The organism is Aquirufa sp., from assembly GCF_044239315.1.
GTDB lineage: Bacteria > Bacteroidota > Bacteroidia > Cytophagales > Spirosomataceae > Aquirufa.
In genome coordinates, this window is sequence record NZ_JBIIBQ010000001.1 from 52,408 (window position 1) to 77,841 (window position 25,434).

The 25,434-nt window shown below is 42.1% G+C and carries 22 protein-coding genes; 18 read left to right on the forward strand and 4 right to left on the reverse strand.

The genetic code is table 11. From position 1 onward, the window contains the following. Positions 1-5 precede the first annotated feature (5 nt). The 12 genes from ACILP5_RS00290 to ACILP5_RS00345 all read left to right on the forward strand — a co-directional run bounded on the left by ACILP5_RS00290 (position 6) and on the right by ACILP5_RS00345 (position 14,200). Entirely contained in the window at positions 6-743 is a 738-nt protein-coding gene (locus ACILP5_RS00290) for an SDR family NAD(P)-dependent oxidoreductase (protein ID WP_395616643.1), read from the forward strand. After that, complete coding sequence (locus ACILP5_RS00295; RefSeq protein ID WP_395616644.1) at positions 721-1,371, forward strand: NeuD/PglB/VioB family sugar acetyltransferase; 651 nt, start codon at positions 721-723, stop codon at positions 1,369-1,371. The genes ACILP5_RS00290 and ACILP5_RS00295 overlap by 23 nt, the downstream gene beginning before the upstream one ends. Continuing rightward, the gene (locus tag ACILP5_RS00300; RefSeq protein WP_395616645.1) at positions 1,371-2,534 is read left to right on the forward strand and encodes an aminotransferase class I/II-fold pyridoxal phosphate-dependent enzyme; all 1,164 of its coding nucleotides are present in this window, start codon (positions 1,371-1,373) and stop codon (positions 2,532-2,534) included. The genes ACILP5_RS00295 and ACILP5_RS00300 overlap by 1 nt, the downstream gene beginning before the upstream one ends. Before the next feature lie 3 nt (positions 2,535-2,537). Continuing rightward, positions 2,538-3,146 carry a sugar transferase gene (locus tag ACILP5_RS00305; protein ID WP_395616646.1) on the forward strand — a complete coding sequence of 203 codons (609 nt, stop codon included), beginning with the start codon at positions 2,538-2,540 and terminating at the stop codon, positions 3,144-3,146. Between the two features lie 160 nt (positions 3,147-3,306). Continuing rightward, entirely contained in the window at positions 3,307-5,700 is a 2,394-nt protein-coding gene (locus tag ACILP5_RS00310; RefSeq protein WP_395616647.1) for an SLBB domain-containing protein, read from the forward strand. Between the two features lie 5 nt (positions 5,701-5,705). After that, the gene (locus ACILP5_RS00315; protein WP_395616648.1) at positions 5,706-6,803 is read left to right on the forward strand and encodes a Wzz/FepE/Etk N-terminal domain-containing protein; all 1,098 of its coding nucleotides are present in this window, start codon (positions 5,706-5,708) and stop codon (positions 6,801-6,803) included. A gap of 267 nt (positions 6,804-7,070) precedes the next feature. Then, positions 7,071-9,506, forward strand: a complete 2,436-nt coding sequence (locus ACILP5_RS00320) for an SLBB domain-containing protein (protein WP_395616649.1) — start codon at positions 7,071-7,073, stop codon at positions 9,504-9,506. After that, complete coding sequence (locus ACILP5_RS00325; protein WP_395616650.1) at positions 9,506-10,522, forward strand: Wzz/FepE/Etk N-terminal domain-containing protein; 1,017 nt, start codon at positions 9,506-9,508, stop codon at positions 10,520-10,522. The genes ACILP5_RS00320 and ACILP5_RS00325 overlap by 1 nt, the downstream gene beginning before the upstream one ends. Continuing rightward, positions 10,522-11,241, forward strand: a complete 720-nt coding sequence (locus ACILP5_RS00330) for a hypothetical protein (RefSeq protein WP_395616651.1) — start codon at positions 10,522-10,524, stop codon at positions 11,239-11,241. The genes ACILP5_RS00325 and ACILP5_RS00330 overlap by 1 nt, the downstream gene beginning before the upstream one ends. Then, entirely contained in the window at positions 11,234-11,926 is a 693-nt protein-coding gene (locus tag ACILP5_RS00335) for a glycosyltransferase family 25 protein (RefSeq protein WP_395616652.1), read from the forward strand. Before ACILP5_RS00330 ends, ACILP5_RS00335 begins: the two co-directional genes overlap by 8 nt. A gap of 1 nt (position 11,927) precedes the next feature. Beyond that, the gene (locus ACILP5_RS00340) at positions 11,928-12,749 is read left to right on the forward strand and encodes a hypothetical protein (RefSeq protein ID WP_395616653.1); all 822 of its coding nucleotides are present in this window, start codon (positions 11,928-11,930) and stop codon (positions 12,747-12,749) included. After that, positions 12,749-14,200 (forward strand): flippase, encoded by a 1,452-nt coding sequence (locus tag ACILP5_RS00345; protein ID WP_395616654.1) that lies wholly within the window; start codon positions 12,749-12,751, stop codon positions 14,198-14,200. The genes ACILP5_RS00340 and ACILP5_RS00345 overlap by 1 nt, the downstream gene beginning before the upstream one ends. Here the strand turns inward: ACILP5_RS00345 and ACILP5_RS00350 are convergent. Continuing rightward, positions 14,171-15,061 (reverse strand): glycosyltransferase, encoded by an 891-nt coding sequence (locus ACILP5_RS00350; RefSeq protein ID WP_395616655.1) that lies wholly within the window; start codon positions 15,059-15,061, stop codon positions 14,171-14,173. The two genes, ACILP5_RS00345 and ACILP5_RS00350, sit on opposite strands and share 30 nt — an antisense overlap. 90 nt (positions 15,062-15,151) lie before the next feature. On the opposite strand from ACILP5_RS00350, the gene ACILP5_RS00355 reads away from it, so the two are divergent. From ACILP5_RS00355 to ACILP5_RS00370, 4 genes are read left to right on the forward strand one after another with little or no spacing between them, the layout of a single operon-like run. Continuing rightward, positions 15,152-16,666: a capsule assembly Wzi family protein gene (locus ACILP5_RS00355; protein WP_395616656.1), complete on the forward strand. Its 1,515-nt coding sequence runs from the start codon at positions 15,152-15,154 to the stop codon at positions 16,664-16,666. Further along, on the forward strand, positions 16,660-18,294 hold the full coding sequence (locus ACILP5_RS00360) for a capsule assembly Wzi family protein (protein WP_395616657.1): 1,635 nt from the start codon (positions 16,660-16,662) through the stop codon (positions 18,292-18,294). Before ACILP5_RS00355 ends, ACILP5_RS00360 begins: the two co-directional genes overlap by 7 nt. Then, positions 18,281-19,543: an O-antigen ligase family protein gene (locus ACILP5_RS00365; protein WP_395616658.1), complete on the forward strand. Its 1,263-nt coding sequence runs from the start codon at positions 18,281-18,283 to the stop codon at positions 19,541-19,543. The genes ACILP5_RS00360 and ACILP5_RS00365 overlap by 14 nt, the downstream gene beginning before the upstream one ends. Beyond that, complete coding sequence (locus ACILP5_RS00370; RefSeq protein ID WP_395616659.1) at positions 19,524-20,291, forward strand: WecB/TagA/CpsF family glycosyltransferase; 768 nt, start codon at positions 19,524-19,526, stop codon at positions 20,289-20,291. Before ACILP5_RS00365 ends, ACILP5_RS00370 begins: the two co-directional genes overlap by 20 nt. On the opposite strand, the gene ACILP5_RS00375 is transcribed toward ACILP5_RS00370, so the two are convergent. Next, positions 20,266-21,654 carry an undecaprenyl-phosphate glucose phosphotransferase gene (locus tag ACILP5_RS00375; protein ID WP_395616660.1) on the reverse strand — a complete coding sequence of 463 codons (1,389 nt, stop codon included), beginning with the start codon at positions 21,652-21,654 and terminating at the stop codon, positions 20,266-20,268. The two genes, ACILP5_RS00370 and ACILP5_RS00375, sit on opposite strands and share 26 nt — an antisense overlap. Before the next feature lie 57 nt (positions 21,655-21,711). Between ACILP5_RS00375 and ACILP5_RS00380 the strand changes: the two genes are divergently transcribed. Both ACILP5_RS00380 and ACILP5_RS00385 read left to right on the forward strand, forming a co-directional pair. Beyond that, a complete protein-coding gene (locus tag ACILP5_RS00380; RefSeq protein ID WP_395616661.1) occupies positions 21,712-23,238 on the forward strand; it encodes a capsule assembly Wzi family protein in 1,527 nt (508 codons plus the stop codon). A gap of 61 nt (positions 23,239-23,299) precedes the next feature. Next, entirely contained in the window at positions 23,300-23,566 is a 267-nt protein-coding gene (locus tag ACILP5_RS00385) for a PEGA domain-containing protein (RefSeq protein WP_395616662.1), read from the forward strand. Here ACILP5_RS00385 and ACILP5_RS00390 read toward each other — a convergent pair. Beyond that, positions 23,563-24,690, reverse strand: coding sequence for a trans-sulfuration enzyme family protein (locus ACILP5_RS00390; protein ID WP_395616663.1), 1,128 nt, complete (start codon positions 24,688-24,690; stop codon positions 23,563-23,565). The genes ACILP5_RS00385 and ACILP5_RS00390 overlap by 4 nt on opposite strands. Before the next feature lies 1 nt (position 24,691). Then, positions 24,692-25,423: an LPS export ABC transporter ATP-binding protein gene (gene lptB / locus ACILP5_RS00395; protein WP_395616664.1), complete on the reverse strand. Its 732-nt coding sequence runs from the start codon at positions 25,421-25,423 to the stop codon at positions 24,692-24,694. Positions 25,424-25,434: the final 11 nt, after the last annotated feature.

Below are 25,434 nucleotides of genomic sequence, written 5' to 3' on the forward strand. Positions count from 1 at the left end.
TTATTATGAAAAAAAATTATATTGTGACTGGTGCTAATTCTGGGATTGGATTAGCGACTTGTGAGAAACTATTAGAAAAGGGGAATTCAGTTTTAGGTATTTGTAGAGATATATCTAAAGCAGATAGATTAATTAAAAAATTTGGTAACGGGTCATTAAAAATGGTTCCATTTGATTTAACTGATTTAGAACATATCGAATTTCAGATTAATAATTTTACGATAGCTCATGGCAAATTGGATGGATTAGTACATTGTGCAGGTATTGAAGAAACTATTCCATTAACAATATATAGTTCAGAAAAAGTAGAGAAAATTTTCAAAATCAATGTTTTTACAACTATTGAGTTACTTCGTATTTTTTCTAAAAAAAAATATAGCAATGATAATTCTAGTGCAGTAATCTTTTCATCTGTAATGGGAGTTCTTGGTCAAGTAGGGAAAGTTGGTTATTGTGCGACAAAGGCTGCTTTACTTGGTGTTGTTAAAGCCTCTGCTTTAGAATTGTCAAAGCGAAAAATTAGGGTTAATGCTATTTTACCTGGGGTGGTAAATACTCCAATGACACAAAGATTATTTTCTCAAATTGAGCAAAATAATATTGATTCAATTATTGGTATGCATCCTTTAGGAATTGGTGAGGTTGCCGATATTGTTCCATTAGTTGAATATTTATTATCAGATGTATCAAGATGGATGACTGGGCAAAGTTTAATTATAGATGGTGGATATTCAATACAATAGAAATATTATTTTAATAGGTGCAGGGGGACTTGGAAGAGAGTTCTATAGTTGGATTATTCAATCAACAGAATTTTCTAGTAACTACAATGTTGAAGGATTTATTGATGATGATAATCTAAAACTCTCAGGATTTAATAATTACCCTAATATTGTAGGTAAACTTGAATCAGGGGTTATCGAAAAGTATAATAATTTTATAATTACAATTTCAAAATTGGAAGTACGATACCAAATATTCAATTTGTTAGAAGGTTTGAATAAAAATATTTTTGGTTTTATTCATCCTTCTACATTGATTGGACAAAATACAAAATTATCTCCTTGTTTAGTGACATTTCCTAATTGTGTTATTTCCTGCGATGTAAAAATTGGTAAAAGTGTTTTTATTAATAATGGAAGTCAAATAGGACACGATGTATTAATAATGGATTATGTAAATATCATGGCGAATGTCGATATTGGAGGAAACTGTGAAATAGGTGAAATGGTAACAATAGGGACTGGGGCAACAATTTTGCCTGGTGTAAAGATTCCTGCTAATACATTTATTGGAGCTGGAAGTGTTGTTTTTAGAAGTATAAAACAGCCTGGTACTTATGTTGGTAATCCTGCTAAAAAAATATTTTAATGCTCAAGCAAGCTAATAAAATTTGGCTTTCATCTCCACATATTGGGATTAGTGAACTTCAATATGTAAATGAGGCATTCGCAACTAATTGGATTGCTCCTCTAGGTCCTCATGTAAATGCTTTTGAAGTAGGTCTTCAAGTTCAAACGAAATCTAACCATGCGGCAGCATTGTCATCAGGGACTTCTGCAATTCATTTAGCTTTAATTTTATTGGGTGTTAAGTCAGGGGACACTGTATTTTGTCAATCATTTACTTTTTCTGCCTCTGCAAATCCTATCGTTTACCTAGGAGCTAGGCCTGTTTTTATTGATTCTGAAAGTGATACCTGGAATATGGATCCCTTATTATTAAAAGTTGCATTAGAAGAAGCAAAACAGAATGGAAAACTACCAAAGGCTATCATTCCTGTTCATTTATATGGGATGCCTGCAAAAATGGTTGAAATACTTTCAATTGCAAATGAATATGGGGTTCCTGTAATTGAAGATGCTGCAGAGGCATTAGGCTCTAATATAGATAATAAACCTTGTGGAAGTTTTGGGGAGTTTGGTGTGTTAAGTTTCAATGGGAATAAAATTATTACAACATCTGGTGGAGGTGCTTTATTATCTGGGAATGCAGAAATGATTGAAAAGGCCCGTTTCCTTGCTACTCAAGCAAGAGACTCAGCTCCCCATTACCAGCATTCACATATTGGGTATAATTATCGAATGTCAAATGTGTTAGCGGGAATAGGAATAGGTCAATTAGAAGTTTTAAATGAACGAGTTGAGGCAAGAAGATTAAATTATAAGCGATATGTTTCATATTTTACCCGGTTGAATGAAAACGGATTTAACATAAAATTCCAAGAAGAGCCACATGGCTATTACTCTAATTGTTGGCTAACTTGTATTCTTGTAGACCCTAAACTTAACAATGGATTGACAAGAGAAATTATAAGATTAACATTGGAAGCACAAAATATTGAATCTAGGCCACTTTGGAAGCCTATGCATCAACAGCCAATTTTCGCTAATTGTAAAAGCTATATTAATGGAGTATCAGACAAGCTATTTGAGGATGGGTTGTGTTTACCTAGTGGGTCTAACTTAACAGAGGAAGAGTTTGATCGGATCTTTGAGAGTTTGGATATTATTTTTGACAAATATCAAAAATAGAAAATGTATAAGAAATATATTAAGCGGTTACTAGACTTCATCGCTTCATTAATTTTGTTAGTCATATTTTCGCCTGTAATAATAATTTGTTTCATCTTATTATTGATTGTAAATAAAGGAGATGCATTGTTTTTTCAAGTGAGACCGGGGTATCAAAGTACGCCTTTTACAATATTAAAATTTAAGACTATGCATGATGGCAGAGATATCAATGGAAGTCTTTTGCCGGATGAAGTTAGACTTACTAGAATAGGTAAAATCGTTAGAGGATTGTCAATTGATGAATTACTTCAATTGGTTAATGTTATTAAGGGAGATATGAGTTTAGTTGGCCCAAGGCCATTATTAACTCAATATTTAACACGCTATACCCCGGAACAAACAAGACGTCACAATGTAAGACCAGGTATAACAGGTTGGGCACAAGTAAATGGGCGCAATGCCATAAGCTGGGAAGATAAATTTAAACTAGACGTGGAATATGTTGAAAAGGTATCATTCTCATTAGATTTGAAAATCTTGTGGATGACATTTTTGAATGTTGTTCAGCGGAAAGGGATAAGTGCTGATGGACATGCGACGATGGAGGAGTTTAGGGGGATTGAGGGGTGATAAAAATTAATTGTATATATTGAAAGCTCACTTGTAAGTGGGCTTTTTTTTAAAAGATTACCATTAAATAAAAAAACTTTTTCCCATTGCCGCCATAGCATCTCTTCTGCTAAATTTTAGTTAAATTTGTTTATCTATATACGTACCATAATATTTTAGTATGAAATTATTCAGTCGAATTCTTCTGACCCTTTTCTTCCTTGTACTAGTTCACGCTGCCTTCTCGCAAGCAAAACGTAAAGTGGAAGATCTGAGTGATGAAGAAATTGCTACCTTCTTCGAGCGTGCCCAATCCAGTGGTATGACAGAAGCTCAATTAGAAAAAGCAGCGAAAGCACAAGGTTATACGTCGGCTGATATCGCAAAAATGCGTAGCCGTTTGACTCAATTGGGTGATAGCAAGACCAAGGAAAAGACGTCTACTTCGAAAGGTAAAACCTCATCAAAAAGAAGTGTTTCTGGTAAATTAAGTTCAAAAAAAGGAGTAAAGAATTCAGATGATGAGGATACGGAAGATGTTGAAATGGAAGAAGAGGAATTGGTTGATTCTACTAAACGGCCTAATAAACTCATTTATGGTTCCAATTTATTTAACAACAAAAAATTAAATTTTGAACCAGATCTTCGCATTGCCACTCCGGTCAACTATACCTTGGGGCCCGACGATGAGTTGAATATCGATATTTTTGGCGAAGTAATGGACAATTATAAAGTCACGGTTAGTACGGAAGGAACGGTGAAGATCCTGAATTTGAGCCCTATTTATGTGAATGGCTTGAATGTAGAAGCGGCTTCCGCGCGCATTATAAGTCGTTTAAGGCAATTATACCAAGGGCTAAATCGCCCAGGAAGTGGCTCTTCAGCAATTATTACCTTAGGTAATGTGCGTAGTATTAAAGTGACCCTGGTAGGGGAAGTGGAGAACCCGGGATCATACACCATCTCTTCTTTGGCAACAGTATTCAACGCATTGTATTTAGCAGGAGGGCCAAACGAAAATGGATCTTATCGTAGTATTCGCGTGATTAGAAATAATAAAGTGGTTCGCACGCTAGACTTATATGATTTCCTGTTAAAGGCAGATCAAAAAGACAATATTCAATTAAAAGACCAAGATATTATTCGTATTGGTGATTTTGATTCCCATGTGGAATTAGCAGGGGAGGTTAGACGCCCGATGGTTTTCGAAGCGATAAAAGGCGAAACCTTAAAGGACATCTTACGCTATGCGGGAGGTTTTACAGATAAGGCCTATACCTATTCGTTAAATGTGCGAAGAAATACGTCACGCGAATTAAAATTATTGAACATCACGCAAGATGAGGTGGCGACTTTTCAACCACAAAATGGAGATTCGATTTCAGTGGGTAAAATAATTGAACGTTATGAAAACCGAGTGACCGTAACGGGAGCGGTATTTAGACCAGGTGTTTTCGCGATCGAAAATGGGTTAACTACAGTGAAGGATTTAATCAAGCGTGCGGAAGGGCCACGAGAAAATGCCTTCCTAAATCGGGCTACGATCTCCCGCAGAAAAGAGAATTACGATCCAGAAATGATCTCATTTGATCTAGGGAAAGTGTTGAGAGGTGAGCTTGCTGACATTGCTTTGCACCGAGAAGATTCATTAACGGTGTACTCCTTGGATTCTTTACGTGAGAACCAGCGCGTAAGTATTTATGGAGAGGTGAACAAGCCTGGTATTTTTGAATTCCGAGCTGGAATGAAAGTGGCTGATTTAATATTGTTAGCTAAGGGGTTCAAGGAAGCAGCAAGTTTTGCAAAAATTGAATTATCTCGCCGCATTATTACTCATGGAAATGATGAGGCGACTAAGGAGAAAATTCAAGTGAAGACTTTTGATATAGATGGTAGCTTGAATATTAGCAACGTAGCAAGTCAATTCGAAATAAAACCATTTGATATTATTTCAATTCGTCGATCACCGAATTATGAAGTACAAAGAAGTGTAACAATCGAAGGGCTAGTCAATTTCCCAGGTCGCTATGCCATTCCGAAAGATGATCAAAAGATCTCTGACTTGATTTTTGAGGCGGGGGGATTGAAGCCAGAGGGCTATTTAGACGGAGCTATCTTGTACCGTGATTCGACAGTAGTGGGGGTAAAACTTTCTGAAGTTCTAAAAAATCCGAATTCGAAAAACAACCTACTCTTAATGGAGAATGACCGCCTAGTCATTCCGCGTATTTTAGAAACTGTGAAGTTATCTGGAGGGGTTCAGAACCCGATTGCCATTGCTTTCGTAGAAGGGTATTCACTTCAGGACTACTTAGACGGAGCGGGTGGGTTTACTGACTATGCTGACAAGAAAAATGTGTACGTGAAGGCGCCTAATGGAATTTCTACGAAGCGAAGACGTGTTTTTTTCTTCCGCGTTAACCCGAAGGTGGTTCCTGGATCAGAAATTGTTGTTCCAGAATTCCCTACGAACATGAAGAAAGGTTTGACGACGGCTGAGGCGGTAGGTCTATCGTCAGCTTTAGTTTCCGTGGCGCTTACCTTGACCACTTTGATTAACAATTTGACTAAATAATCTCCATGTCTAACATAGAAAATAAACAAATAGAAGATAACGGGGAAATTTCGATCAATTTTGGTGAGATATTTCGAACGCTAAAGTCCTATCGAATCTTAATCGCTACTTGTGCTGTATTGTTTGCGGCTTTAGGGGCTATTTATTCATTAACACAACCGAATGAATATAGTTCGAACGCGAAACTTTTACCGGAATTAGATTCTAAATCTGGTGGCGCAGGTGGTATGGGAGGATTAAAATCCCTTGCTGGATTAGCTGGAGTAGATTTAGGGGGTAGTTCTTCAGGAGCGGAGGCCATACGTCCTGATTTATATCCGAATATCGTACAAAGTGCACCTCTTTTACAAGAGGTTTTAAAAGCGAAAATCTATAGTACAAAGCACAAGAAGTGGCAAACGGTTTTGGACTTCTTGTCTGAAAAACAAGATACGGCTCCGCTAGATTTAGGTGGAGATCCATCTGATGATGAAGTTTCCGATGTAAAATTAGATAAAGTGCCTTCTGGCGCGTTATCTACTGATTTAATCAAGTTAAATAAGAAGGAGCGGTTAGCGATCAAAAAACTGAGAGCTTCTGTTGTCTTAGAGATTGATAAGAAATCAGGGGTCATTTCGTTAACGACTAAATTAACGAATCCAGTTGCAGCGGCTAATATTACTTCTTTAATACAACATTACTTAACAAAGTATGTGACGGATTACCGTACTCAGAAGGCTAGACAAGAATTGTCTTTTTTAGAAAAGCGTCTTTCTGAGTCGCGCGCGCGTTATGACCAGGCTTTATTTACCTTGAGTGCTTACCGTGATCAAAATATGAATCTTTTTATGAATGTGGCGAAAGACCGTGAAAAGAAATTGCAATACGAGGTTGATATGGCCTATAACTTGTACACGACGATTAGTGGACAATATGAAGAGTCGAAAGTAAAATTACACCGGGAGACTCCGGTATTTAAGGTCCTAGAGCCGGCTCAGGTAGCGGTTCAGAAAGATGGGCCTAAGCGCAGTTTGATTACGATTGGGTTTATGTTTGTGGGGGTGTTTGCGTCGTTGATTTATGTGTTTTTTAAGACGGTGAATTTGAAAGAATTACTAGGGTAATTCTTTCTAGAGTAGAGATAAGAGAGTATAGAGAGGAGATAATAGATAAGAGAGTATAGAGTAAAGAGGAAAAGCATAGAGCATAAAGAACAAAGAATAAAGTTGGAATCCCCTGCGGTGATGAATTTAATTAGAAAGAAGCTCGCTGATGGCGGGCTTTTTTTGTTTTTATCCTCCACTCAATAAATTATCAATCATCTTATAAAATAAAATAGTAATTTTATAGACTGGTTTTTTGTCTTCGGACTTGACCTAAATAAAACAGAGATGAAAGCATTACGCCTACTTATATTATTGATTCTGGCTATTCCCGCGTTTGCCCAGGAGATTCCCGTGGACATCAATAACATCAGCGATCAGCAATTAGCGCAGATTATGGTGCGCTACCAGTTACAGGGTATGTCCCCCGAGGAAGTAGAACAAGTTTTAAAACAAAAAGGAGTTCCTGCAGATCAAATCATTGTCTTGAATCGACGCATTGCTTCATTAGATCCTTTAACAGGGGTATCGCAGAATGCCTACAAGACCAAAACGAAGGATGAAATCACCGTTCCTCGTAAGAAAATCGAAATCACAGGACCTACTTCTTCGCCTTCTAGTTTGCGCGTTTTCGGAGCAGAGATTTTCGAAAACCAAAACCTAAGCTTTGAACCAAATTTGACTATTTCTACTCCGCGTAATTACGTGATAGGCGTGGAAGATGAGTTAATTGTAGACATTTATGGCTTAAGCGAGAGTACGAAAAAGCTAAAGGTGAGTACAGAAGGTTATATCCGTTTCCCTAACCTTGGGCCTATTAAAGTGAGTGGTTTAACCATCGAGGAGGCCCAAGTTCGTATTCGGGAATCAGCAGCTAAAATCTATACCACCATTGCGGGAGGAAGCACGAAGGTGATGGTTTCATTAGGGCAATTACGCTCGATTCGAGTGACCTTGGTGGGAGAGGTGAAGAAGCCGGGTAACTATTCTGTTTCCTCACTTTCTACCTTGATGAATGCCTTATATGCATCAGGAGGGCCATCGGACTTAGGTTCTTTCCGTAAGATTGAATTAGTGCGTAATGGCAAGACGATAACGACTTTAGATTTATACGACTTCCTATTAAAGGGAGATTTATCGAAGAATAGAATTCTGCAAGACGACGATGTGATTCGCGTGGGGACCTACGAGTCTCGCGTGGCTGTATCGGGTGCAGCGAAGAAGAACGCCTTGTTTGACTTGAAGAAGGGAGAAAATGCGGCGGATATCTTACGATATGCGGGTGGTTTTGCGGATGGCGCTTTTAAGGAGCGCGTTCGTGTGAAGCGCATGGGGGCGAATGGTTTTGAAATTCAATCAGTAAAAGCAGAGGCGCTTGCGGCATTTAATTTGCATTCGGGGGATACGTTGGTGGTGGATGCTTTGGCCAACACTTATACAAATCGTACGACCATCGATGGCGCGGTTTATTACCCAGGGGAATATGGCTTGAATGAGTTTTCGAACTTGAAAGACTTATTACTGGCCGTGCGTGTGAAGGAAAATGCATCGACGGATCGTGCACTATTAAGTCGTTTGAATCCTGATTTAACGCCGGCGATGTTGCATTTTAATGTGAAGGATGTGCTGGCTGGGAAAACAGAAATTCGCTTGCAGCGGGAGGATAAGATTTACATTTATTCGCTTACGGCCTTGCGGGAGAACTATTCGGTGACCATTAATGGCGAGGTGAATCGTCAGGCGACTTTTGCCTTTGCGGATAATATGCGTGTTCAGGATTTAATCCTGTTAGCGGATGGATTTAAAGAGGGGGCGTCTCGTTCTCGCATCGAGGTTTCGCGTCGTCTTTCGTCTAAATCAACTTCTGATACGACAGCTTATTCTATTATTCTAACGATTGATTTAGGTTCATCTTTGCCGCAAGATTTGAATTTTGTTTTGCAGCCTTTTGACATTGTTTCCGTGCGTAAATCCCCTACCTACCGTTCGCAAATTAGTGTTTCTGTGGAGGGAGAGGTGCTTTATCCGGGTAATTATACGTTGGCAGGTAACAAAGAGCGACTTTCAGATATCATATCGCGTGCTGGTGGATTGAAACAAACAGGCTATGCAACGGGTGCGATTTTATTACGCAAAACGCGTGCGAACCAAACAGCGACGGATGAGGCTTTGTTCTCTTCGAAGATTAATACGATTTCTAATCAATCGAAACGTAGTTCTAATAATTCTTTTGCCCCGTCGGATACGGCGAAAATTGCTTCGAATGTGAATGGATTATTAGTGGACCAAAAGCCAGTGGGCATTCGTCTTGCTGAAGCGATGGAGAAGCCAGGGTCACTATACGATATCATTTTAGAGGAGGGCGATGTAATCAAGGTGCCTAAGTTAACGCAGACGGTGCAGACTTTTGGGGCAGTGAATGTACCTCGCCAAGTGGCCTACCACAGCGGTTTAGGTTTCCGCCGCTTGATCTTAGAATCAGGTTGGTTTGCGCCAAATGCCTCACGTCGCTATGCCTATATGGTGCGCCCTAACGGTGAAATCAAAACGACAAAACATTTCTTATTCTTCCGCTTCTATCCTATCCTTGAGCCGGGTGCAGAAGTTTATGTTCCAGCGAAGAAAGACAAGAAACCGATTTCTACGCCAGAATACATCGCGATGGGAACTGGTTTAGCTTCTTTAGGTGGTTTAATCATCGCATTAATTAACACGGTAAAATAATGGCAGATAAAAAGACTATCGTTCTAGGGGATGTCATTGAATCGGTTAAACGATTCTTTAGCTATCTGCGCTCACAAAGCAAGTTAATTGCGTTGTGCGGGTTTTTAGGTTTAGTCTTGCCACTTATCTACCGTGCTTTACAAAAGCCTGCCTACGAGGCTTCTACTACCTTTATTTTAGAGGAGAAATCAGCGACGGGGGGAGGCCTAGCGGGGATTGCTTCTCAAGTAGGTTTAGACCTAGGGAGTTTAGGTAGTGGTTCGAGTCTATTTACCGGTGATAATATCCTGGACATCATCAAGTCCCGTGTCATAATTGAAAAAGTATTATTGACGCCTATTTCGGGTAATTCTGGTAAGACTCTAGCGGATTTATATTTAGAGTTTTCTGGGATGGGAGAAAAGCTACCGGCTCCGGTTTCATTTGCTTCTCCTACAGTAGCTAATACGGTGTATCAAGATTCGGTATTGTATGTAATGTACGATCAAATCGCAAAGAAGAACGTGTCAGTGGATCGCATGAACAAGAAGGGCTCCATCTTTAAAATCGTCACGGTATCTCAGAACCAAGTGTTCTCAAAGAACTTTGCGGAGCGTTTACTGAAAGAGACGACGACTTATTACGTGAACGTGAAAACGAGCAGCGCATTAGCCAACGTGAAGCGTTTACAGGCAAGAGGTGATTCATTATTACGTGTGCTGAATGCTAAATCCTATAATGCGGCCTCCTTCCAGATTCTAGATCCTAACGTGGCCTTTAAGTCGATGTCCGTTCCTGCGGAAGTGAGTTCTCGAGATAAATCTATTGTCTTCAGTATCTATGCGGAAGTAACGAAGAACTTAGAGATGAGTCGCATCGCGCTGGTTTCCCAGACGCCGGTGATTCAATTATTAGATGTGCCTAAATACCCTTTGATGGATGACCGCAAGTCCTATCTTTTCTTAGGTTTGGTTGGTTTTATCGCGGGTATTTTCGCGGCCATTTTCCTTTGCCTCTACCTTTATACTGATAAATAATGCGTCGGGTGTTTCTATTGCGCGCTTACGGAGATTTTGCGATAGCGGTGCAAGCCCTGCCCACATCGGACCAGATCGTTGCGTCCTTGCATTTGAAACCATTATATGATGCGTTGCTGTCCCTTAGGTGTATTTCACCATGTTCAATCGAGTTTGTAGATTTCGGCATCACAGGTTCGCAATTAAACCTCTTTACGAACAAGGACTTTTTAGGTATTGACACGTTTTGTCAATTGTCGAAAATCAAAAAATATACTCGCGCGAATCCTGGTTTTTCGGATTTCGTGGAGCAAAGCGCCCGGTTAGGTTTGTTGAATTTCTTTAGTGGCCATTCTTTTCAAGCTCTTTTCGAAACGGGGAAGCCGGTGTATGAGGCTTATGGCTTAGCTTCACATGCTCTCAGCGAAAAAAAGCGAAACATTTTGATCTTCCCAGATGCGCGATTAAAGAAAAGAGAAATTCCTTCAAGTGTTTTGGCGCAAATTCCAGGACGCATAGTTCGCTTCGGGAAAGATTACAAAAACTTCGAAGAATTAATCGACCTAGTCCAATCTGCGGATTACATCTATGCGGCTGATTCCTTGCCTCTACACATAGCATACCTGTGTTCTAAGCCTCATTATATTTTATACCCTGATGGTGGAAAGCTAGACTTCTTTACGCCTGACGCCTTAGCGTCCGGTTCTTATAGCACGTTTAATCAGTTTAGGTATGTTTAAGCGCGCCTTTGTCCTTTTTGCGGAGCATGAAACGGAGCGTCAATCGCATATAGAGGCATTGCGTGCAGTTTTACCGGCTTTAGAATTGGTGGAGCCAGTATTTCCATCCAGAACTCATGTGCCTTTTTTAGAGGCTATGGTCGAGAAATCGCGTGCGAGGACTGGCAAAGCTTTATTGCCTACAGAAATAGGGGTGATTTTAAGCCACCGGAAGATCTGGGCGCAAATCGTAAAAGAGGATACGGTTGAGCATTTTTTAGTGTTAGAGTCCGATAGTCGAATCCTTAAACCAGAATTTTTAAAGTCTGAAACAGCAGAAAAATACGATCTGTTTTTCTGGGGAGCCTGGAATGGCTATGCGAGTTTGAAACGATCAACTATAAAGAACGGAGTGGGGGAACCTCTGATTAAATCCGTTTATGGCGCTTATGGCTATTCACTGAATTCGAAGGCGGCGGCATATTTATTGAAAAAGACGGCGAAGGTGGCGTATCCGGTGGATATGTACAAGCGTTTTGTGGATCCGGCGGAGATTTCTTTGGGTGCCATTGTGCCGGAAGTCATTTCGACCTGGCGCACCTCGGATTCACTGATAAGGAAGGAGAGTCACGGACATCTTTTGACCGCTGAATTAATTCGACTGATTTTCTATTGCCGAAACACGATACAATCGTACTTTTGTTAATATGAGTCAACCAACTTCTATCGTAGCCATTACTTGGGATGGGAAATCCAGCCCCATGGACCATATCCATTTAGATGTGGAGCCGGCTTTCGATTGGTTGCTCTATGATTATAGTGGCGCAGTAGCGGAGGCTCCGATGCCTGTTAAGCATTATATTTCATTGAAATCAGAGTGCAAGGGCGACGTGATGCAAAATATCTACGCCTCCTTACAGTCTACTCCTTTAACCTACATTGGGTTTCTTGATGATGACCAAATCATCTTCGTATCAGACCTGAACAAGCTATTTTTCATTGCTGCTTTAGAAAAATTGGACGTATTTCAGCCAAGCTTGAATCACGATTCTTACTATAACCTGCGCCAGTTTTTACACAAACCGGGTTATTTAATTCAGGATACTTGGTGGGTGGAAATCATGTCCCCTTTCTACAGCGAGGCCGTTTTTAAAGCTGCTGGACCACATTTCAAGCATTCGATTTCCGGAACGGGATTAGATGTCTATTTGATTCCTACGATTCAACGCTTGATAGGAAAGACGAATACAGCGGTGGTTCATGGCGTGCAACTAAAGCACGCGCGTCCGATTAGAACGGATAACCGGGTGTTTTCGAATGGGAAAACGAACTTAGAGGAGATTCGCTATGTGCAAGGGGTTTGCCGTGAGATGGCGGCTGAAAGACCGGAGCTTTTTGATTCGGAATTTCATTTCCATGTGTTAGATAGACGTTATGTGCATGGGGTACCTTTGGCCTATAAAATCCAACGTATTCCCCGTATGCTTCGCAACTTGTATAAACTGATCGTAGACGCTAGTTACCGCTAATGGAGACCCGGAAAAATGTCTTTTATAATGTGCTGCTAGCGATTTCGCAGGTTTTATTCCCGCTGATTACGTTTCCTTATTTAGCTAGAACCTTAGGTCCAGAACACGTAGGGGTATTAAATTTTGCTGAAAGTTTCGCAAAATACTTCGTTCTTCTTGCAGCATTGGGTATCCCCATTTACGGTGTTCGCGAAGTGGCGAAAGTAGCCTCAGACCGCGTTCAGTTAACGAAAACAGCATCCGAAATATTCATCATCAATGCCCTGGGAACACTGCTTTTAAGCGTGATTTTCGTGGTGTTTATCTTCGTTTTACCACAATTAGCCGCTGAGAAATCACTTTTTCAATGGGCTTTGGCCTATTTCATCTTACAAGTCTTCCAATTAGAGTGGTTCTTCTCCGGGATGAATCAATTCAAATTCATCGCACTTCGTTCCCTTGTTATCCGCCTCTGTTTCATCGCCGCGGTGTTTTTATTCATTAGGAACACGAACGACTACGAGAATTATTTTCGGATGCAGGTAGGCCTGGCCGTTATTTTAGCCGCTCTTAATGTTAAACGCTTGTGGGAATTATTGGATTTCTCTAGCCTCTCTTTGAAAGGTTTAGAACTGAAAAAACACTTGAAGCCGATGGCTCTATTGTTCTTAACCATTTTCACGATTTCCGTGTATTTCTCTTTAGATACGATTTTGTTGGGCTTTTTAGCGAATAATGAGAGTGTGGGGTATTACTCCTCTGCTTTGAAATTGAATCGACTGTTCATTGGGGTGTTAAGTGCTATTTCGGTAGCGATGTTTCCCGGCTTAGTGAGTTTATACCACAAGGGGGAGAAAGAGGCCTTCGTGTTGCTAGTAAAGCAATGTTTTTATGTGCTTGTCAGTTTGGCGATGCCTTTGGTCGTGGGAATCATCACCTGTGCGCCGGAGATCATTCATATTTTGCTAGGGACGGCTTTTGATCGTGCGATCTTGCCTTTGCAAATCACGGCGCCGCTGATCTTGATTATCAGTATGTCGGGGATTTTTGGCTTCCAAATTCTTAGTGCCGTGGGTAAAGATAAATCGATCCTCATCTCTGCTTTGATCGGGATGTTTATTAGTATCGTTTTGGCCTTTTTATTAGTGCCTTCGCATCAAGAAATAGGTGCGGCGATTACCATTTTGGTAACTGAATTAGCGGTTTGCACGGCTTTCGTCTTCTTCACGAGAAAGGAAATCTCGCTTTCAAATTATACGCTGGTGTTTTTCCAGCAATTATTGGGCTTGATTCCGTACTTAGGAATCGTATTCTTGTTTAAACTCTTTGTGCCCACGCTTTTATTGCGGTTGCTGGTAATAGGGGTGTTTTCGTTGGCATGGTTCGTGGTGTTGCAGCTGTTTATCTTACCGGATACGATTTTCCGGGCGCAGTGGAATCGCTTAGCGGATCGCCTTCATAAAGAGGAATAGACTCGCGCGCAGCTGGAAATAGGTCTTCCCGTATTCCGCATATAAATCAATCTGCTCCTGAATTTTTTCCGTCTGCATATAAGGCAAAGTTAAGTTCGTATACAGCCTCTTCATCGCCTCTCTCCAGGTTTTGAAATCCTTCATTACGGGAACGCCATCACACAAGGCTAGATTAAAATCAAGAAGCTGAGATCTTTCGGCTATTTTACCTCCCACTTGCTGATTCGCATGACTGCGGTACTGAAACAGTGTTTCGGGGTTTGCATTTAAGGCATTTTTTGCAGCAAAATAAAGACCGATCCAGCCATCGTGTAACAGACCTGGCAGAACTGGGATGTCCATGGCTAACAGTTTAGCATCTCGTTTCATCGCCAAGCCTGCACCCGTCACGACATTATCCACCCTTGTTTCGAAATCTGTTAATTCAACTTTGCCAAAAGGGAATCCGATGATGTCCCACAAAGTCATTCCGAATTGCGTTTCGCCTGCTTCATCAATAATTTCTGCGTTGCTGAATACGGCTTCAGCAGTCGGATTTTGTTCAAAAAAGGCTAGCGTTTTCTTCACCTTATTGGGCAACCATACATCATCTTGATCCGCTAAGAAAATAATATCCCCTGTGCTTAGACGTAGGCATTGCTGCATATTCGCGACGGTACCTAGATTTTCGGTATTAAACTGCAGTTTTATTTGGGGGTGTGCGGCGGCGTAATCCGCCAAAATTTCGCGGGTTCCGTCCGTAGAACCATCATCGCAGACGATAATCTCGTGGACGGGGAGACTTTGGCCTAAAATCGAATCCATCTGCGCCTGTAGATAAGCCGCACCCTGGAAGGTGATCATGGATACAGATAAATTCATAACTTTGTTAAATTATCAAAATTAGGACGATATTCAATGAAATTGCGATTCATAATTTTTTACGGCCTGCTGCTTTCGTCCTTTTTTTCGATGGCCCAAAACGCCATCCCCGTCGGATTCTCCGACATCGATGAACAAGTCCGTAACCTGCAATTACTAGGAAAAGTAGACGCAAATCAATCCATGCTCGCGCGTCCCTTTTATTCTACGGGAAAGCAAAGCATGCAAGATTTGTATCGTTTAATCGATCCTACCGCAAACGACTCCATTAAGAGTTATAAAAAAGGATTGTTTCAGGCAATTTTATTGCCTGCTTCTTTGACCCAAAAACTAAATACCTCACGACCTTACGGCTGGAACGATCAGGCGATGTCTAATTCCAATGGCTACCAAATGCAGGCAAGCGCCGGAATTTATGCCCGGTTTAGCATTTTACATGTACAGTTTAAACCGGAGTTTGTCCGTACTGGTTCCGCAGAATATGAGACGAGCGATGCGTGGGGTCAAGTGAATCCGTCACTAAATCGACTAAGTTTAGGACAATCGTCTGTGCGCTTAGAGGCAGGCGGGATTTCTCTGGGGATGTCAACCCAGAATCTATGGTGGGGTCCCGGGCACTATTCCTCGCTCTTAATGACAAATAATGCAGCCGGATTTCGGCACTTTAGTTTGAATACGACTCGTCCATTAAAATCTCCGGTAGGATTGTTTGAATTTCAGCTCATCTTAGGTAGGATGACTCGCGATTCGCTTCAAGGCTTCGAGAATAATTTATTAAAACAACGGGATTTGTCTGCAAGCCCTACTAACCGCCAGTACAATGGAATCATCCTGATGTATCAGCCTCGGTTTATGAAGAACGTCTTTTTCTCAGTCTCTCGTGCTTTTCAAAACTACGAGGTGCCGCTGCCCAATGCGAGGTTCATGAACACTTATTTGCCCGTATTGAACAATTTATTCAAGAGCGATTATAATGACGATACGCTGAGTAAAGACCAGATCTTGAGTATCTCTACGCGCTGGTTAATGCCGAAAAATCACGCGGAAGTTTATGCGGAATTTGGCTATAATGATGCGAAACAAAATCTAAGGGATTTATGGCTAGACATGTCTCATTCCGCTGCTTGGGTGGTTGGATTTAAGAAGTTACATCCCTTAAATGCACGGACATTTATATCTGTGCAAGCAGAAGCGACAAAGATGTCAGAAACGCCGTCCTATCTGATGCGTGGCGCAGGAAACTGGTATGAACATGGTCAAGTGTACGAAGGATTTACGAATAATAACCAAATCATAGCGAATGGAATAGGACATGGGAATAATGCACAATCCCTTGCAGTCAGCTGGAACCGGGGCTGGACAAAGCTAGGATTGACTTTTCAACATGTGGTGAATAGGCCAACTACTACCGCTGGAGGAACGGCGGTCTACACGCGCGCCGTGAAATGGGATGATTATGCCTTCGGCCTTCAAGGGGGCTATCGCTATAAAAAGCTCTTATTTACGGCGGATGTGAAGTGGGTGAATTCAACGAATTATTTATGGGAAAAGGATCATTCGAAGTCGAATGTGTTCGCCTTCATTAATACGATTTTCTTATGGTAAAGTACGTCCTAGGCCTTTTGTTGATCTCTTGCTCGGTCTTTGCACAAACGACTTTACTGGATGATATTAGCTTGCAGGATCTGCAAAGAAATGCACAATTAATGAACACGGATTCAGCTAAGTATGCGCATCAATCGTTTATGATTCGCTCGACTTCCCGCCTCCAAGAGATAGAGTCCTCCGTGTCTGATAAGTTTAAGCTACAGGGGATTTCTCTTCGCTATACTACTCTAAACAACGATAAAATGCCCCTGGGTTTTAACCAGGGCACGATGTATCCGTCGGTGGGTTTTCAGCGTCGCTGGAGTCTAGGCGTTCATTTTACATGGAAATTTTTAGATGTGAATTTGCAGCCGGAATGGGTGAATGCGGAGAATTTACCCACCGTTCCATTTGCCGGGAATCCACAGGATGGAAATTATTGGACGCGCGTTTTTTTTATCATAAACAATAACATTGATCATTACAGCCACTTTGGGACTGAGCCGCTGAAGAAATTTTTCCCGGGTCAATCGCGCATCGCCTTGCGATTAGGTAATGTGGCTGTTGGTATTTCTTCAGAGAATAATTGGTGGGGGCCAGGATTCAGGAATAGCTTGATTTTGACGAATGAGGCGGCGGGATTTTTACATTACTTTGTCCAAAATCGCAAGCCGGTCTATACCCCCATAGGAACCTTCGAGGGCAAGGGAATAATAGGAATGTTAGAAAATACTGATTTGCTTTCTCCTGAGGATAAGAACTTTAGGCCTATTTGGGCAGGAGGAATTGAAAGCAAGAATAATTCCCAGCGTATTTTAAAGGCCTTCGTGTTAAACTGGCAGCCTAAGTGGGTGCCTAATTTCTACCTAGGTTATTCATTTGCGCAACAAAATTACTTTACGGTCGAAGACCCTAAACCAGGTAAGCCATTTGTAGAAAATCCTCGAATGCAATTAGGCTCTTTCTTATTTCGTTTGGCCTTGCCAAAAGACCATGCGGAATTCTATGCAGAATTAGGTCAGCCAGATAGGGTGGTGGGTCCAGCCAGTTTCTTCGGGGATTCTACGAAGACAGGTTTTGTGATAGGGGGTCGGAAGTTATTTCCTTTGGGCAGAAAGAAAAAATCCTTTTTACAATTAGGAATCGAATTTACGCAATTGCAATTAATGGATCCGGGTCTTGTGATCGACAATACGCAACCTGGTGGCGAGCCACTTCGCAATAGCTGGTACACAAGTACTCAGATGCGCCAGGGCTATACCCAAAACGCGAAATTGCTAGGTGCATCTATTGGCCCAGGATCTAATAGCCAAACGATTCATTTGAGCTTTCACCGTGGCCGAAGTTTGATTCGTCTGCACGCGGAACGTGCGGCAAAGAACAATGATTTTTATGTGTATCAATATTACGGAAGCGGTTACGAGAATCGCTATTGGGTGAATCTAATGGCCGGCGTGGAAGCCCAAATCGGCATCACCAAAAACCTGCTTTTAGGCGGCTCCTATTTATATACTTCGGTGAATAATTACATGTGGGTGCGCATCGAGGATGGCATCGCGGATTGGTCAGATTCTTCTACAAAGTCGGATTACATGAACCAGCAATGGCAGGTTTCTTTAAAATACCAAATCAATGGGCGCCGTTAAGAAACTTTATTTGCAGGCGTATTTTTTCGTTATGGCACTCTATGTGTTCTTTAACAAGGGGATTGCTTACAGTTTTTTGGCAGAGGCTTTGTGGGCTTGTGGGTTCATCGTCCTGTTTTTAACGCGTAAATCGTATGCCTTCGGGTGGGACAAGAGGACGAAGATTTTGGCCTTTTTTCTTTTTGTGACTGTAGGCTATATCGGCTGGGGTTTGCGTTCTTATGCCCTGTTTGATGTGATTCGCGACTCTTTTGTTATTCAATACGCTTGGTTTGCGTTTTTTGTATTTCTATTTAAGGATTTGCGGGTGCAAATGTGGGAGTATATCATCAAGATCTATACTTGGTTTCCGTTTTTCGCCTTATTTAATTTTTACCTTCAAAACTTCTCCGAATTCTTCGAGAACTTCATCCTCTTCGGATCCGTGCCTTTTGCGCTCTATAAATACGGCGACATGGGGGTGCATTTGTTGATTTCTTCGTTGGTATTGATGTTGTATTTAAACCACAGATCGATCCGTTTTCAGGTGACTCTTGCGGTCGCGATTCTGTTGAATTTATTGATTATCACGGCCTATTCTCGCTCGGGAATGCTTGCCTATTTGATTAGTTTAGGCCTTTTTGTGTTCTACACGAAGCGCGAGGAAATGCGGGTTTTGTTTAAACAATATGCGCGCTATTTGCCTATCATCTTGCTGATTGTGTTGCCATTATATGCGTCTATCAAGGTGAAGGAAAACTTCCAGGGCCGAAAGGTGGGGATGGAGCAGTTAGTGGAGAATGTGGGCTCGATTTTTGGGGTGAGTAAGGATGCGACGTTGGATGAAAACAAGTTTTGGCGATTAGTGTGGTGGGCAAATATCATCGATTACAGTGTCACGCCGGAATATGCGGCGCAGGGAAAGGGTTTGGGTATGAGTCTGGCGGAGAGTGATGAGGTGGTGACGGAGATTGAGGATTTGCGGTCGCCGCACAATTTTAATTTGACCATTTTAGCGCGTTTCGGTTGGCCGTTGTTCTTGTTATGGGCCTATTGGCTTTTGTGTCTGTTTAAGCCCATGTTTAAGCGGCAGTTGAATGACCAGCAGCTGATGATTTCCTGCGTGTTGTTCACGTTTTGGCTGAATGGAAGCTTCGATGTGTTCTTAGAGGGACCTATGGGCGCGTTCCCGTTCTGGACCTGGGTGGGCTTGTATTTTTTAGGGGATTTCTTCCCAGAAACGGAATTGGATGAAGCACCACAAAGTTGATATTCTGGGCACCCCAGTTTCCTCGCTGACGATAGACGAATTGTTTAGTGATTGGGAGGCTGTGATTCAGGAGGGCCAAAAAGCGCAGGTCTGTATTACTCCCGTGAATTCGATATTGGCGGCGCGCGCGACAGCGCGCGTTCAAACCATCTACAAGAACGCGGATTACGTTCTTTGCGATGGAGTCCCCGTGAAATGGGCCTCTGAGTTCCTGGGTACGCCCATCAAGCAGCGGATTACGGGGTTGGATGTGTTGCCGAGGATATTTCCGTTTGCCTTAAAGCACGATTTCTCCATCTTTTTGCTCGGCGCCTCTCCTGGGGTCGCAGAAAGGCTAAAGCAAGTAATGGAGGCGAAGCACCCAGGTGTGCAAATTGTGGGAACTTTTGTGCCGCCGTTCAGAGCGGTCTTTTCACAGGAAGAAAATGAGCAGATGATTCAGGCGATCAATGCCGTGAAACCTGATATTCTATTGGTGAGTTTGACTGCGCCGAAGCAGGATATTTGGATTGCCGAAAATCTAGCGAAATTAGATACACATCTGGCGATTGGAATAGGTGGTGCCTTTGAAGTGGCCGCGGGAATGATCGATAGAGCTCCGGTTTGGATGCAGAAGGCTGGATTAGAATGGTTCTATCGCTTCTTACAAGAGCCTAAGCGAATGTTCAAACGCTATTTCGTAGAGGCGCCGGTGTTCATTCCGCTGATAATAAAACAACGTTTTAATACGCGTTCTGATCGCCTCTAAAGAAGTTGATGACGGTCTGGAGGATGATTTGGCAATCTAACCAAAACGACCAGCGATGAATATAACTCAAATCAAAGTCCACGCGTTCCTGCATATCCTCTGTTGTTCGAGTCTCCCCTCTACATCCATTTACTTGAGCCCAACCACTGATTCCTGGCAATACGATGTGGCGTAACATGTAATTATCTACCGTATTCATGGATTCGATGTTCAATGGAGTCGGGTGCGGCCTAGGTCCTACCACAGACATATTGCCCAGTAATACATTCCAAAACTGCGGAATTTCATCCAAGTTTGTCTTGCGTAAAAATGCGCCAATTCGGGTAATCCGAGGGTCATCTTTGTGTGCCTGCTGGTAATTCCCGTCTTTATCCACGTCCTCACTTTCCTGGACCATCGTGCGGAATTTATAGCAGATCAAGGTCTCATTATTTAAACCCCAACGTTCTTGTCTAAAGAAAATGGGGCCTTTGGAGGTCAATTTGATCAGTAAGGCTATCAGTGGAAACAGAATAAGTCCGAAGGTACAGAAGAACAAAATCGAAAAACACACATCAAAAATGCGCTTCAAAATACGATTTTCCATGCGATCCAAAGGCAAACGTCCCACATTAACTACAGGTACTTGACCGATGGTTTGTATACTGATTGAAGAGGTGGCGTATTGCTGGAAGTCAGGTAAAATACGAACTTTAGTCCGATAGTAATCACAAATGTTGATGCAGCGCTGTATAGTGGAATAATCATCTGTGGGTAAGGCAATGACCACCTCGTCAATATACCGGGATTTTAAAATAAGGTCTAGCTGGCTGATTTTACCTAAATAATCACAACCCTGGATATTATTCATTTCATCATCGATGATTCCCTCCACCTTATAGCCGTAATAATAGTATTTCTGTACTGTATCAAAGAAGTTCTTCGCCGCTGCAGTCGCACCTACAAGTAAAACCACGTCATTCATCCGTCCTTGGTAAAATGCCGCATGGCGATTTTTTCGTAAAATATACTTTGTAACGGCAGCCAAGACAAAATTAGCCCCAATAAAATAGACAAAAAAGAGGAAATCATATGCCCCACTCGGCTTCAAAAAGAAGAGACTGGAGCTGAGTAGAATGGTAAATAAAATCAAGTGATAAATGATGAAAATGATCTCTTCAGCATATTTATTCGATCGTCTGTCTGCGTATAATTTGGAAAAAGAGGAGACAAAATACCAGATAATCAGGGAAAGAATTCCAAAAGCCGGATTCCATTGTTCTAGATGTCCAGTACCCCAAATAGCCAATGTATAAGCCGCGAACACCACAAGGGCATCGTTCACATAGCGAATCAGCACATAACGATTGGACTTTTTGGTCATAAAAATCTTTAATGCTCAAATTTACAACATTGCGCTTAATCCTCCCTAAATTTGTTCATGCTAAAACGGATCTTTTTTTTCTTATTGTCCGCACAAATCTATGCCCAGACTGTTCCAGTGGGTATGCCGGATTATTCTGAAGAGCGTTTACGTAACCAGCAATTGATTTCAGGAGCTCATAATTCGTTTACTATTAGGCCTGTAGCTGACACCACTAAGCCACGTCTATTGCCTGTTTCTATCTTGACTTCTTATAATTCTCTGGTTCCCATGGGCTGGAATGACGGTGCCATGATCCCAGCGAGAGGCTTACAAACTTATTTTACGGCTGGTTTTTTCACTAAATACAAGGGTTTGAGTTTACAAGTAAAGCCGGAGTTAGTCGTGGCAGAGAATAAAGAATTCGAGACCTTTTCTTTGCAAGGATCTTTTCGTGCTCCCATGATTGTGCTATGGAATAGCACAGATATTCCGGAGCGTTTCGGGACCTCCACTTACACTCGTTTACGTTTAGGCCAAACAGCTCTACGACTTTCCTCTCCTTCAGTTTCTGTCGGAATTTCAACAGAGAATCTCTGGTGGGGGCCCGGTTTTCGAAATTCTTTATTGATGTCAAATAATGCCCCAGGTTTTTTACACGGCACATTTAATAGTGTGAAGCCGCTTAAAACTTTTATGGGTTCATTCGAATTCCAACTGATTGGTGGCCGATTACAGGGCTCAGGTGTACAGCCTAATCCGAACGAATACATCGTGAATGGGATCAATTATTTAGAGCCTAAATCCGAGCCAGGATCTCGGTACATCACCGCTTTAACGATCAATTACCAGCCGCGCTGGATTCCTGGATTGTTCCTAGGTGTTTCCCGTTCTTTCCATCTATATACCTCCGATTTAGGCAGTGGCCTCTCCGATATTTTCCCATTTTTCTTGCCTGTAGAGAAGAAAAGGGTACCCTTTGAAGACGATAAGCGCAGAGACCAGTTAGCATCCATGTCCGCTCGCTGGGTCTTTCCTGCCTCGCAATTAGAGATTTATGGGGAAGTGGGTTGGAATGATTACAAGACCAGTTTGATTGATTGGTATCTATCATTAGAGCATTCAAGAGCCTATTTATTTGGCATGCGCAAAGTGTTTTTGCAGTCCCCCGGCAAGTATGTCCGCTTGGCTGTAGAGAATACCTCTATGCAAATGACTGCGGATAGACTCGTTCGCAATAATGGACCTTGGTACCGCCACGATTTTGTCCGCCATGGATATACCAATGAAGGGCAAGTGCTAGGTGCTGGAATTGGGCCTGGATCTAATCTTCAAACCTTCGACGTTGCCTTCATCCGCCCTTCTACCGTAGCCGGATTTACTATCGAGCGCTACGCGCACAACATGGACTATTTTTATGACGCGTTTAAAACGTATAATTCTAAATGGGTTGACGTCCATTTTGGGGGATATTACCAACGTCGTGTAAAAAAGATGGTCTTCTCAGGTAAATTGAACTTTGCATTAATCCGTAACTACCAATGGGTTCTAGATAATGTCAAGTTAAATACGCAACTGCAATTATCAGCAACTAGATATTTTTAGTCCTCAGGGTACAGATTCATTTATTTTATGGTAAATTTGGATAATTCATTCAAGGCTTACCATGAAAAATTTAGTTATCCTATTGTTAATCAGCGCATTAAGTTCATTTGTGTCGCCTGCAATGAAGACTGTTTTTATCAAATCTGACCCAGCAGGCGCAGAAGTTATATTAAACGGTTACTTCGTAGGAAAAACTCCTGTGGAAATTAAGATAGACGAGAAGCAATACAATTTCATCTCCTTATCTAAGTCTGGTTACAAAAGGCAACGAATTGAATTAAAGGGTGTTGGAAAAGAAATCGAAGTTAAACTAGAGAAAGATCTCTAAATTGTATTCAGGGCTTGATCTAAGTCCGCCCATAAATCATCCACATGTTCTAGTCCGATCGAGAAGCGCAACAGGTTTCCTGGCGTTGTACTTTGCGGACCTTCGATGGATTTGCGGTGTTCCACGAGCGATTCCACTCCGCCTAAACTCGTAGCTTGTTGAAATAGCTGCAATTTCCCTGCCATATCACGGGTTTCTGTTTCTCCTGTTTTTACTTGAAGGGCAATCATACCACTGAAACCTTGGTTCATTTGTGCCTTTGCAAGCGTATGCTGTGGGTGGGATTCCAAGCCTGGATAGTGTACTTTTTCTACGTTAGGGTGTTTTTCTAAACGTTTAGCTAGTTCCAAAGCCGTGGCACTATGTTCGCGCATTCTCAATGGTAAGGTTTTTAAACCCCTAGCTAATAAGTAGCAGTCCAAAGGATTAGGCGTCGCCCCCATCAAAATTTGAACACGTTCAATTCTTTTTGCCCAGTCGTCATCTTCCTTCACAAGTACCGCGCCACCCATAATGTCGGAGTGCCCACCGATGTATTTTGTTGTCGCGTGCATCACAAAGTCGGCACCTAAGGTCAGGGGATTTTGGATGATAGGGGTGGCTAATGTGTTATCAACCCCTAGTTTCAGACCGTGTTTTTTCGCTATCTCAGCTAAACCTTTAATATCCGTCAAGCAAAGCATCGGATTTGCCGGAGTCTCTGCCCAGATGAGTTTCGTATTTTTTTGAATCGCCTTCTCTACTTTCGCTAGGTCTGTCATATCCACCTGTGTTACTTCTAATCCCCAAGGGCCTAGAATTTCTTCCGCTAGTTTGTAGGAGGCGTAATAGCCTACTTCAGGCATGAGGATGTGATCTCCGGACTGGAGGCACTGGAAGACGGCGTTGACGGCGGCGAGGCCTGAGCCGAAGGCGAAGCCTCGCGACGCTCCTTCTAAGGCCGCTAGGCCTTTTTCGAGGGCAGTACGATTTGGATTCGAGTTACGAGAATACATGTGGCCTTTTGGATAAGTGCCATCCAAAGCCCGTTCAAAAGTCGTCGTCAAAAATACGGGTGCCGAAATCGACCCCGCTGTTTCATCCTTCAAATGACTCCCATGTACCGCAATCGTCTCCTTTTTCATCCTACTTATTTTCTCTCAATTTAAAGTTTTTACCTAAATACAGTCGACGAACTTGTTCGTCATCCGCTAATTCTTTGGGCGTCCCTGCCTTCAAAATCTTTCCTTCAAAAAGTAAATAAGCCCTATCTGTAATGGACAAAGTCTCATCCACGTTGTGATCCGTAATCAAGATTCCGATATTTCTGTATTTCAATTTGGATACGATCGTCTGAATTTCCTCTACTGCGATGGGATCGACTCCAGCGAATGGTTCGTCTAACAAGATGAATTTAGGGTCTACCGCTAGCGCTCTCGCGATTTCTGTTCTTCTACGTTCGCCACCTGAAAGCACCTGCCCTAAACTTTTACGCACGTGGGTTAAAGAGAATTCTTCTAAAAGGCTTTCCACTTTTTCTTTCTGCGCAGCTTTCGACAAATCCGTCATCTCTAACACCGCCTGGATGTTTTCCTCCACGCTTAATGTTCTGAAAACGGATGCCTCTTGCGCTAAATATCCGATGCCTAATCTCGCCCTTTTGTACATAGGCAAGTCCGTTACGTCCAAATCACCTAAAAACACTTTCCCCTCATTCGGCTTCACTAATCCTGTAGCGATATAGAAGGAAGTGGTTTTACCCGCACCATTTGGCCCTAATAATCCAACAATTTCACCTTGCGCCACTTGATACGAAATGTGATCATTCACTAATCGCTCTCCGTATTTCTTGACTAAATTCTCTGTCCGTAAAATCATGCCCTAAAAAT

What these genes read in the sequence shown, in the direction of transcription:
- ACILP5_RS00375 (WP_395616660.1), bottom strand. Translation starts at nt 21,654, where the DNA reads ATGACCAAAAAGTCCAATCGTTATGTGCTGATTCGCTATGTGAACGAT.
- ACILP5_RS00380 (WP_395616661.1), top strand. Translation starts at nt 21,712, where the DNA reads ATGCTAAAACGGATCTTTTTTTTCTTATTGTCCGCACAAATCTATGCC.
- ACILP5_RS00335 (WP_395616652.1), top strand. Translation starts at nt 11,234, where the DNA reads ATGTTTAAGCGCGCCTTTGTCCTTTTTGCGGAGCATGAAACGGAGCGT.
- ACILP5_RS00370 (WP_395616659.1), top strand. Translation starts at nt 19,524, where the DNA reads ATGAAGCACCACAAAGTTGATATTCTGGGCACCCCAGTTTCCTCGCTG.
- ACILP5_RS00305 (WP_395616646.1), top strand. Translation starts at nt 2,538, where the DNA reads ATGTATAAGAAATATATTAAGCGGTTACTAGACTTCATCGCTTCATTA.
- ACILP5_RS00295 (WP_395616644.1), top strand. Translation starts at nt 721, where the DNA reads ATGGTGGATATTCAATACAATAGAAATATTATTTTAATAGGTGCAGGG.
- lptB (WP_395616664.1), bottom strand. Translation starts at nt 25,423, where the DNA reads ATGATTTTACGGACAGAGAATTTAGTCAAGAAATACGGAGAGCGATTA.
- ACILP5_RS00290 (WP_395616643.1), top strand. Translation starts at nt 6, where the DNA reads ATGAAAAAAAATTATATTGTGACTGGTGCTAATTCTGGGATTGGATTA.
- ACILP5_RS00360 (WP_395616657.1), top strand. Translation starts at nt 16,660, where the DNA reads ATGGTAAAGTACGTCCTAGGCCTTTTGTTGATCTCTTGCTCGGTCTTT.
- ACILP5_RS00310 (WP_395616647.1), top strand. Translation starts at nt 3,307, where the DNA reads ATGAAATTATTCAGTCGAATTCTTCTGACCCTTTTCTTCCTTGTACTA.
- ACILP5_RS00385 (WP_395616662.1), top strand. Translation starts at nt 23,300, where the DNA reads ATGAAAAATTTAGTTATCCTATTGTTAATCAGCGCATTAAGTTCATTT.
- ACILP5_RS00365 (WP_395616658.1), top strand. Translation starts at nt 18,281, where the DNA reads ATGGGCGCCGTTAAGAAACTTTATTTGCAGGCGTATTTTTTCGTTATG.
- ACILP5_RS00325 (WP_395616650.1), top strand. Translation starts at nt 9,506, where the DNA reads ATGGCAGATAAAAAGACTATCGTTCTAGGGGATGTCATTGAATCGGTT.
- ACILP5_RS00350 (WP_395616655.1), bottom strand. Translation starts at nt 15,061, where the DNA reads ATGAATTTATCTGTATCCATGATCACCTTCCAGGGTGCGGCTTATCTA.
- ACILP5_RS00355 (WP_395616656.1), top strand. Translation starts at nt 15,152, where the DNA reads ATGGCCCAAAACGCCATCCCCGTCGGATTCTCCGACATCGATGAACAA.
- ACILP5_RS00340 (WP_395616653.1), top strand. Translation starts at nt 11,928, where the DNA reads ATGAGTCAACCAACTTCTATCGTAGCCATTACTTGGGATGGGAAATCC.
- ACILP5_RS00300 (WP_395616645.1), top strand. Translation starts at nt 1,371, where the DNA reads ATGCTCAAGCAAGCTAATAAAATTTGGCTTTCATCTCCACATATTGGG.
- ACILP5_RS00345 (WP_395616654.1), top strand. Translation starts at nt 12,749, where the DNA reads ATGGAGACCCGGAAAAATGTCTTTTATAATGTGCTGCTAGCGATTTCG.
- ACILP5_RS00390 (WP_395616663.1), bottom strand. Translation starts at nt 24,690, where the DNA reads ATGAAAAAGGAGACGATTGCGGTACATGGGAGTCATTTGAAGGATGAA.
- ACILP5_RS00315 (WP_395616648.1), top strand. Translation starts at nt 5,706, where the DNA reads ATGTCTAACATAGAAAATAAACAAATAGAAGATAACGGGGAAATTTCG.
- ACILP5_RS00330 (WP_395616651.1), top strand. Translation starts at nt 10,522, where the DNA reads ATGCGTCGGGTGTTTCTATTGCGCGCTTACGGAGATTTTGCGATAGCG.
- ACILP5_RS00320 (WP_395616649.1), top strand. Translation starts at nt 7,071, where the DNA reads ATGAAAGCATTACGCCTACTTATATTATTGATTCTGGCTATTCCCGCG.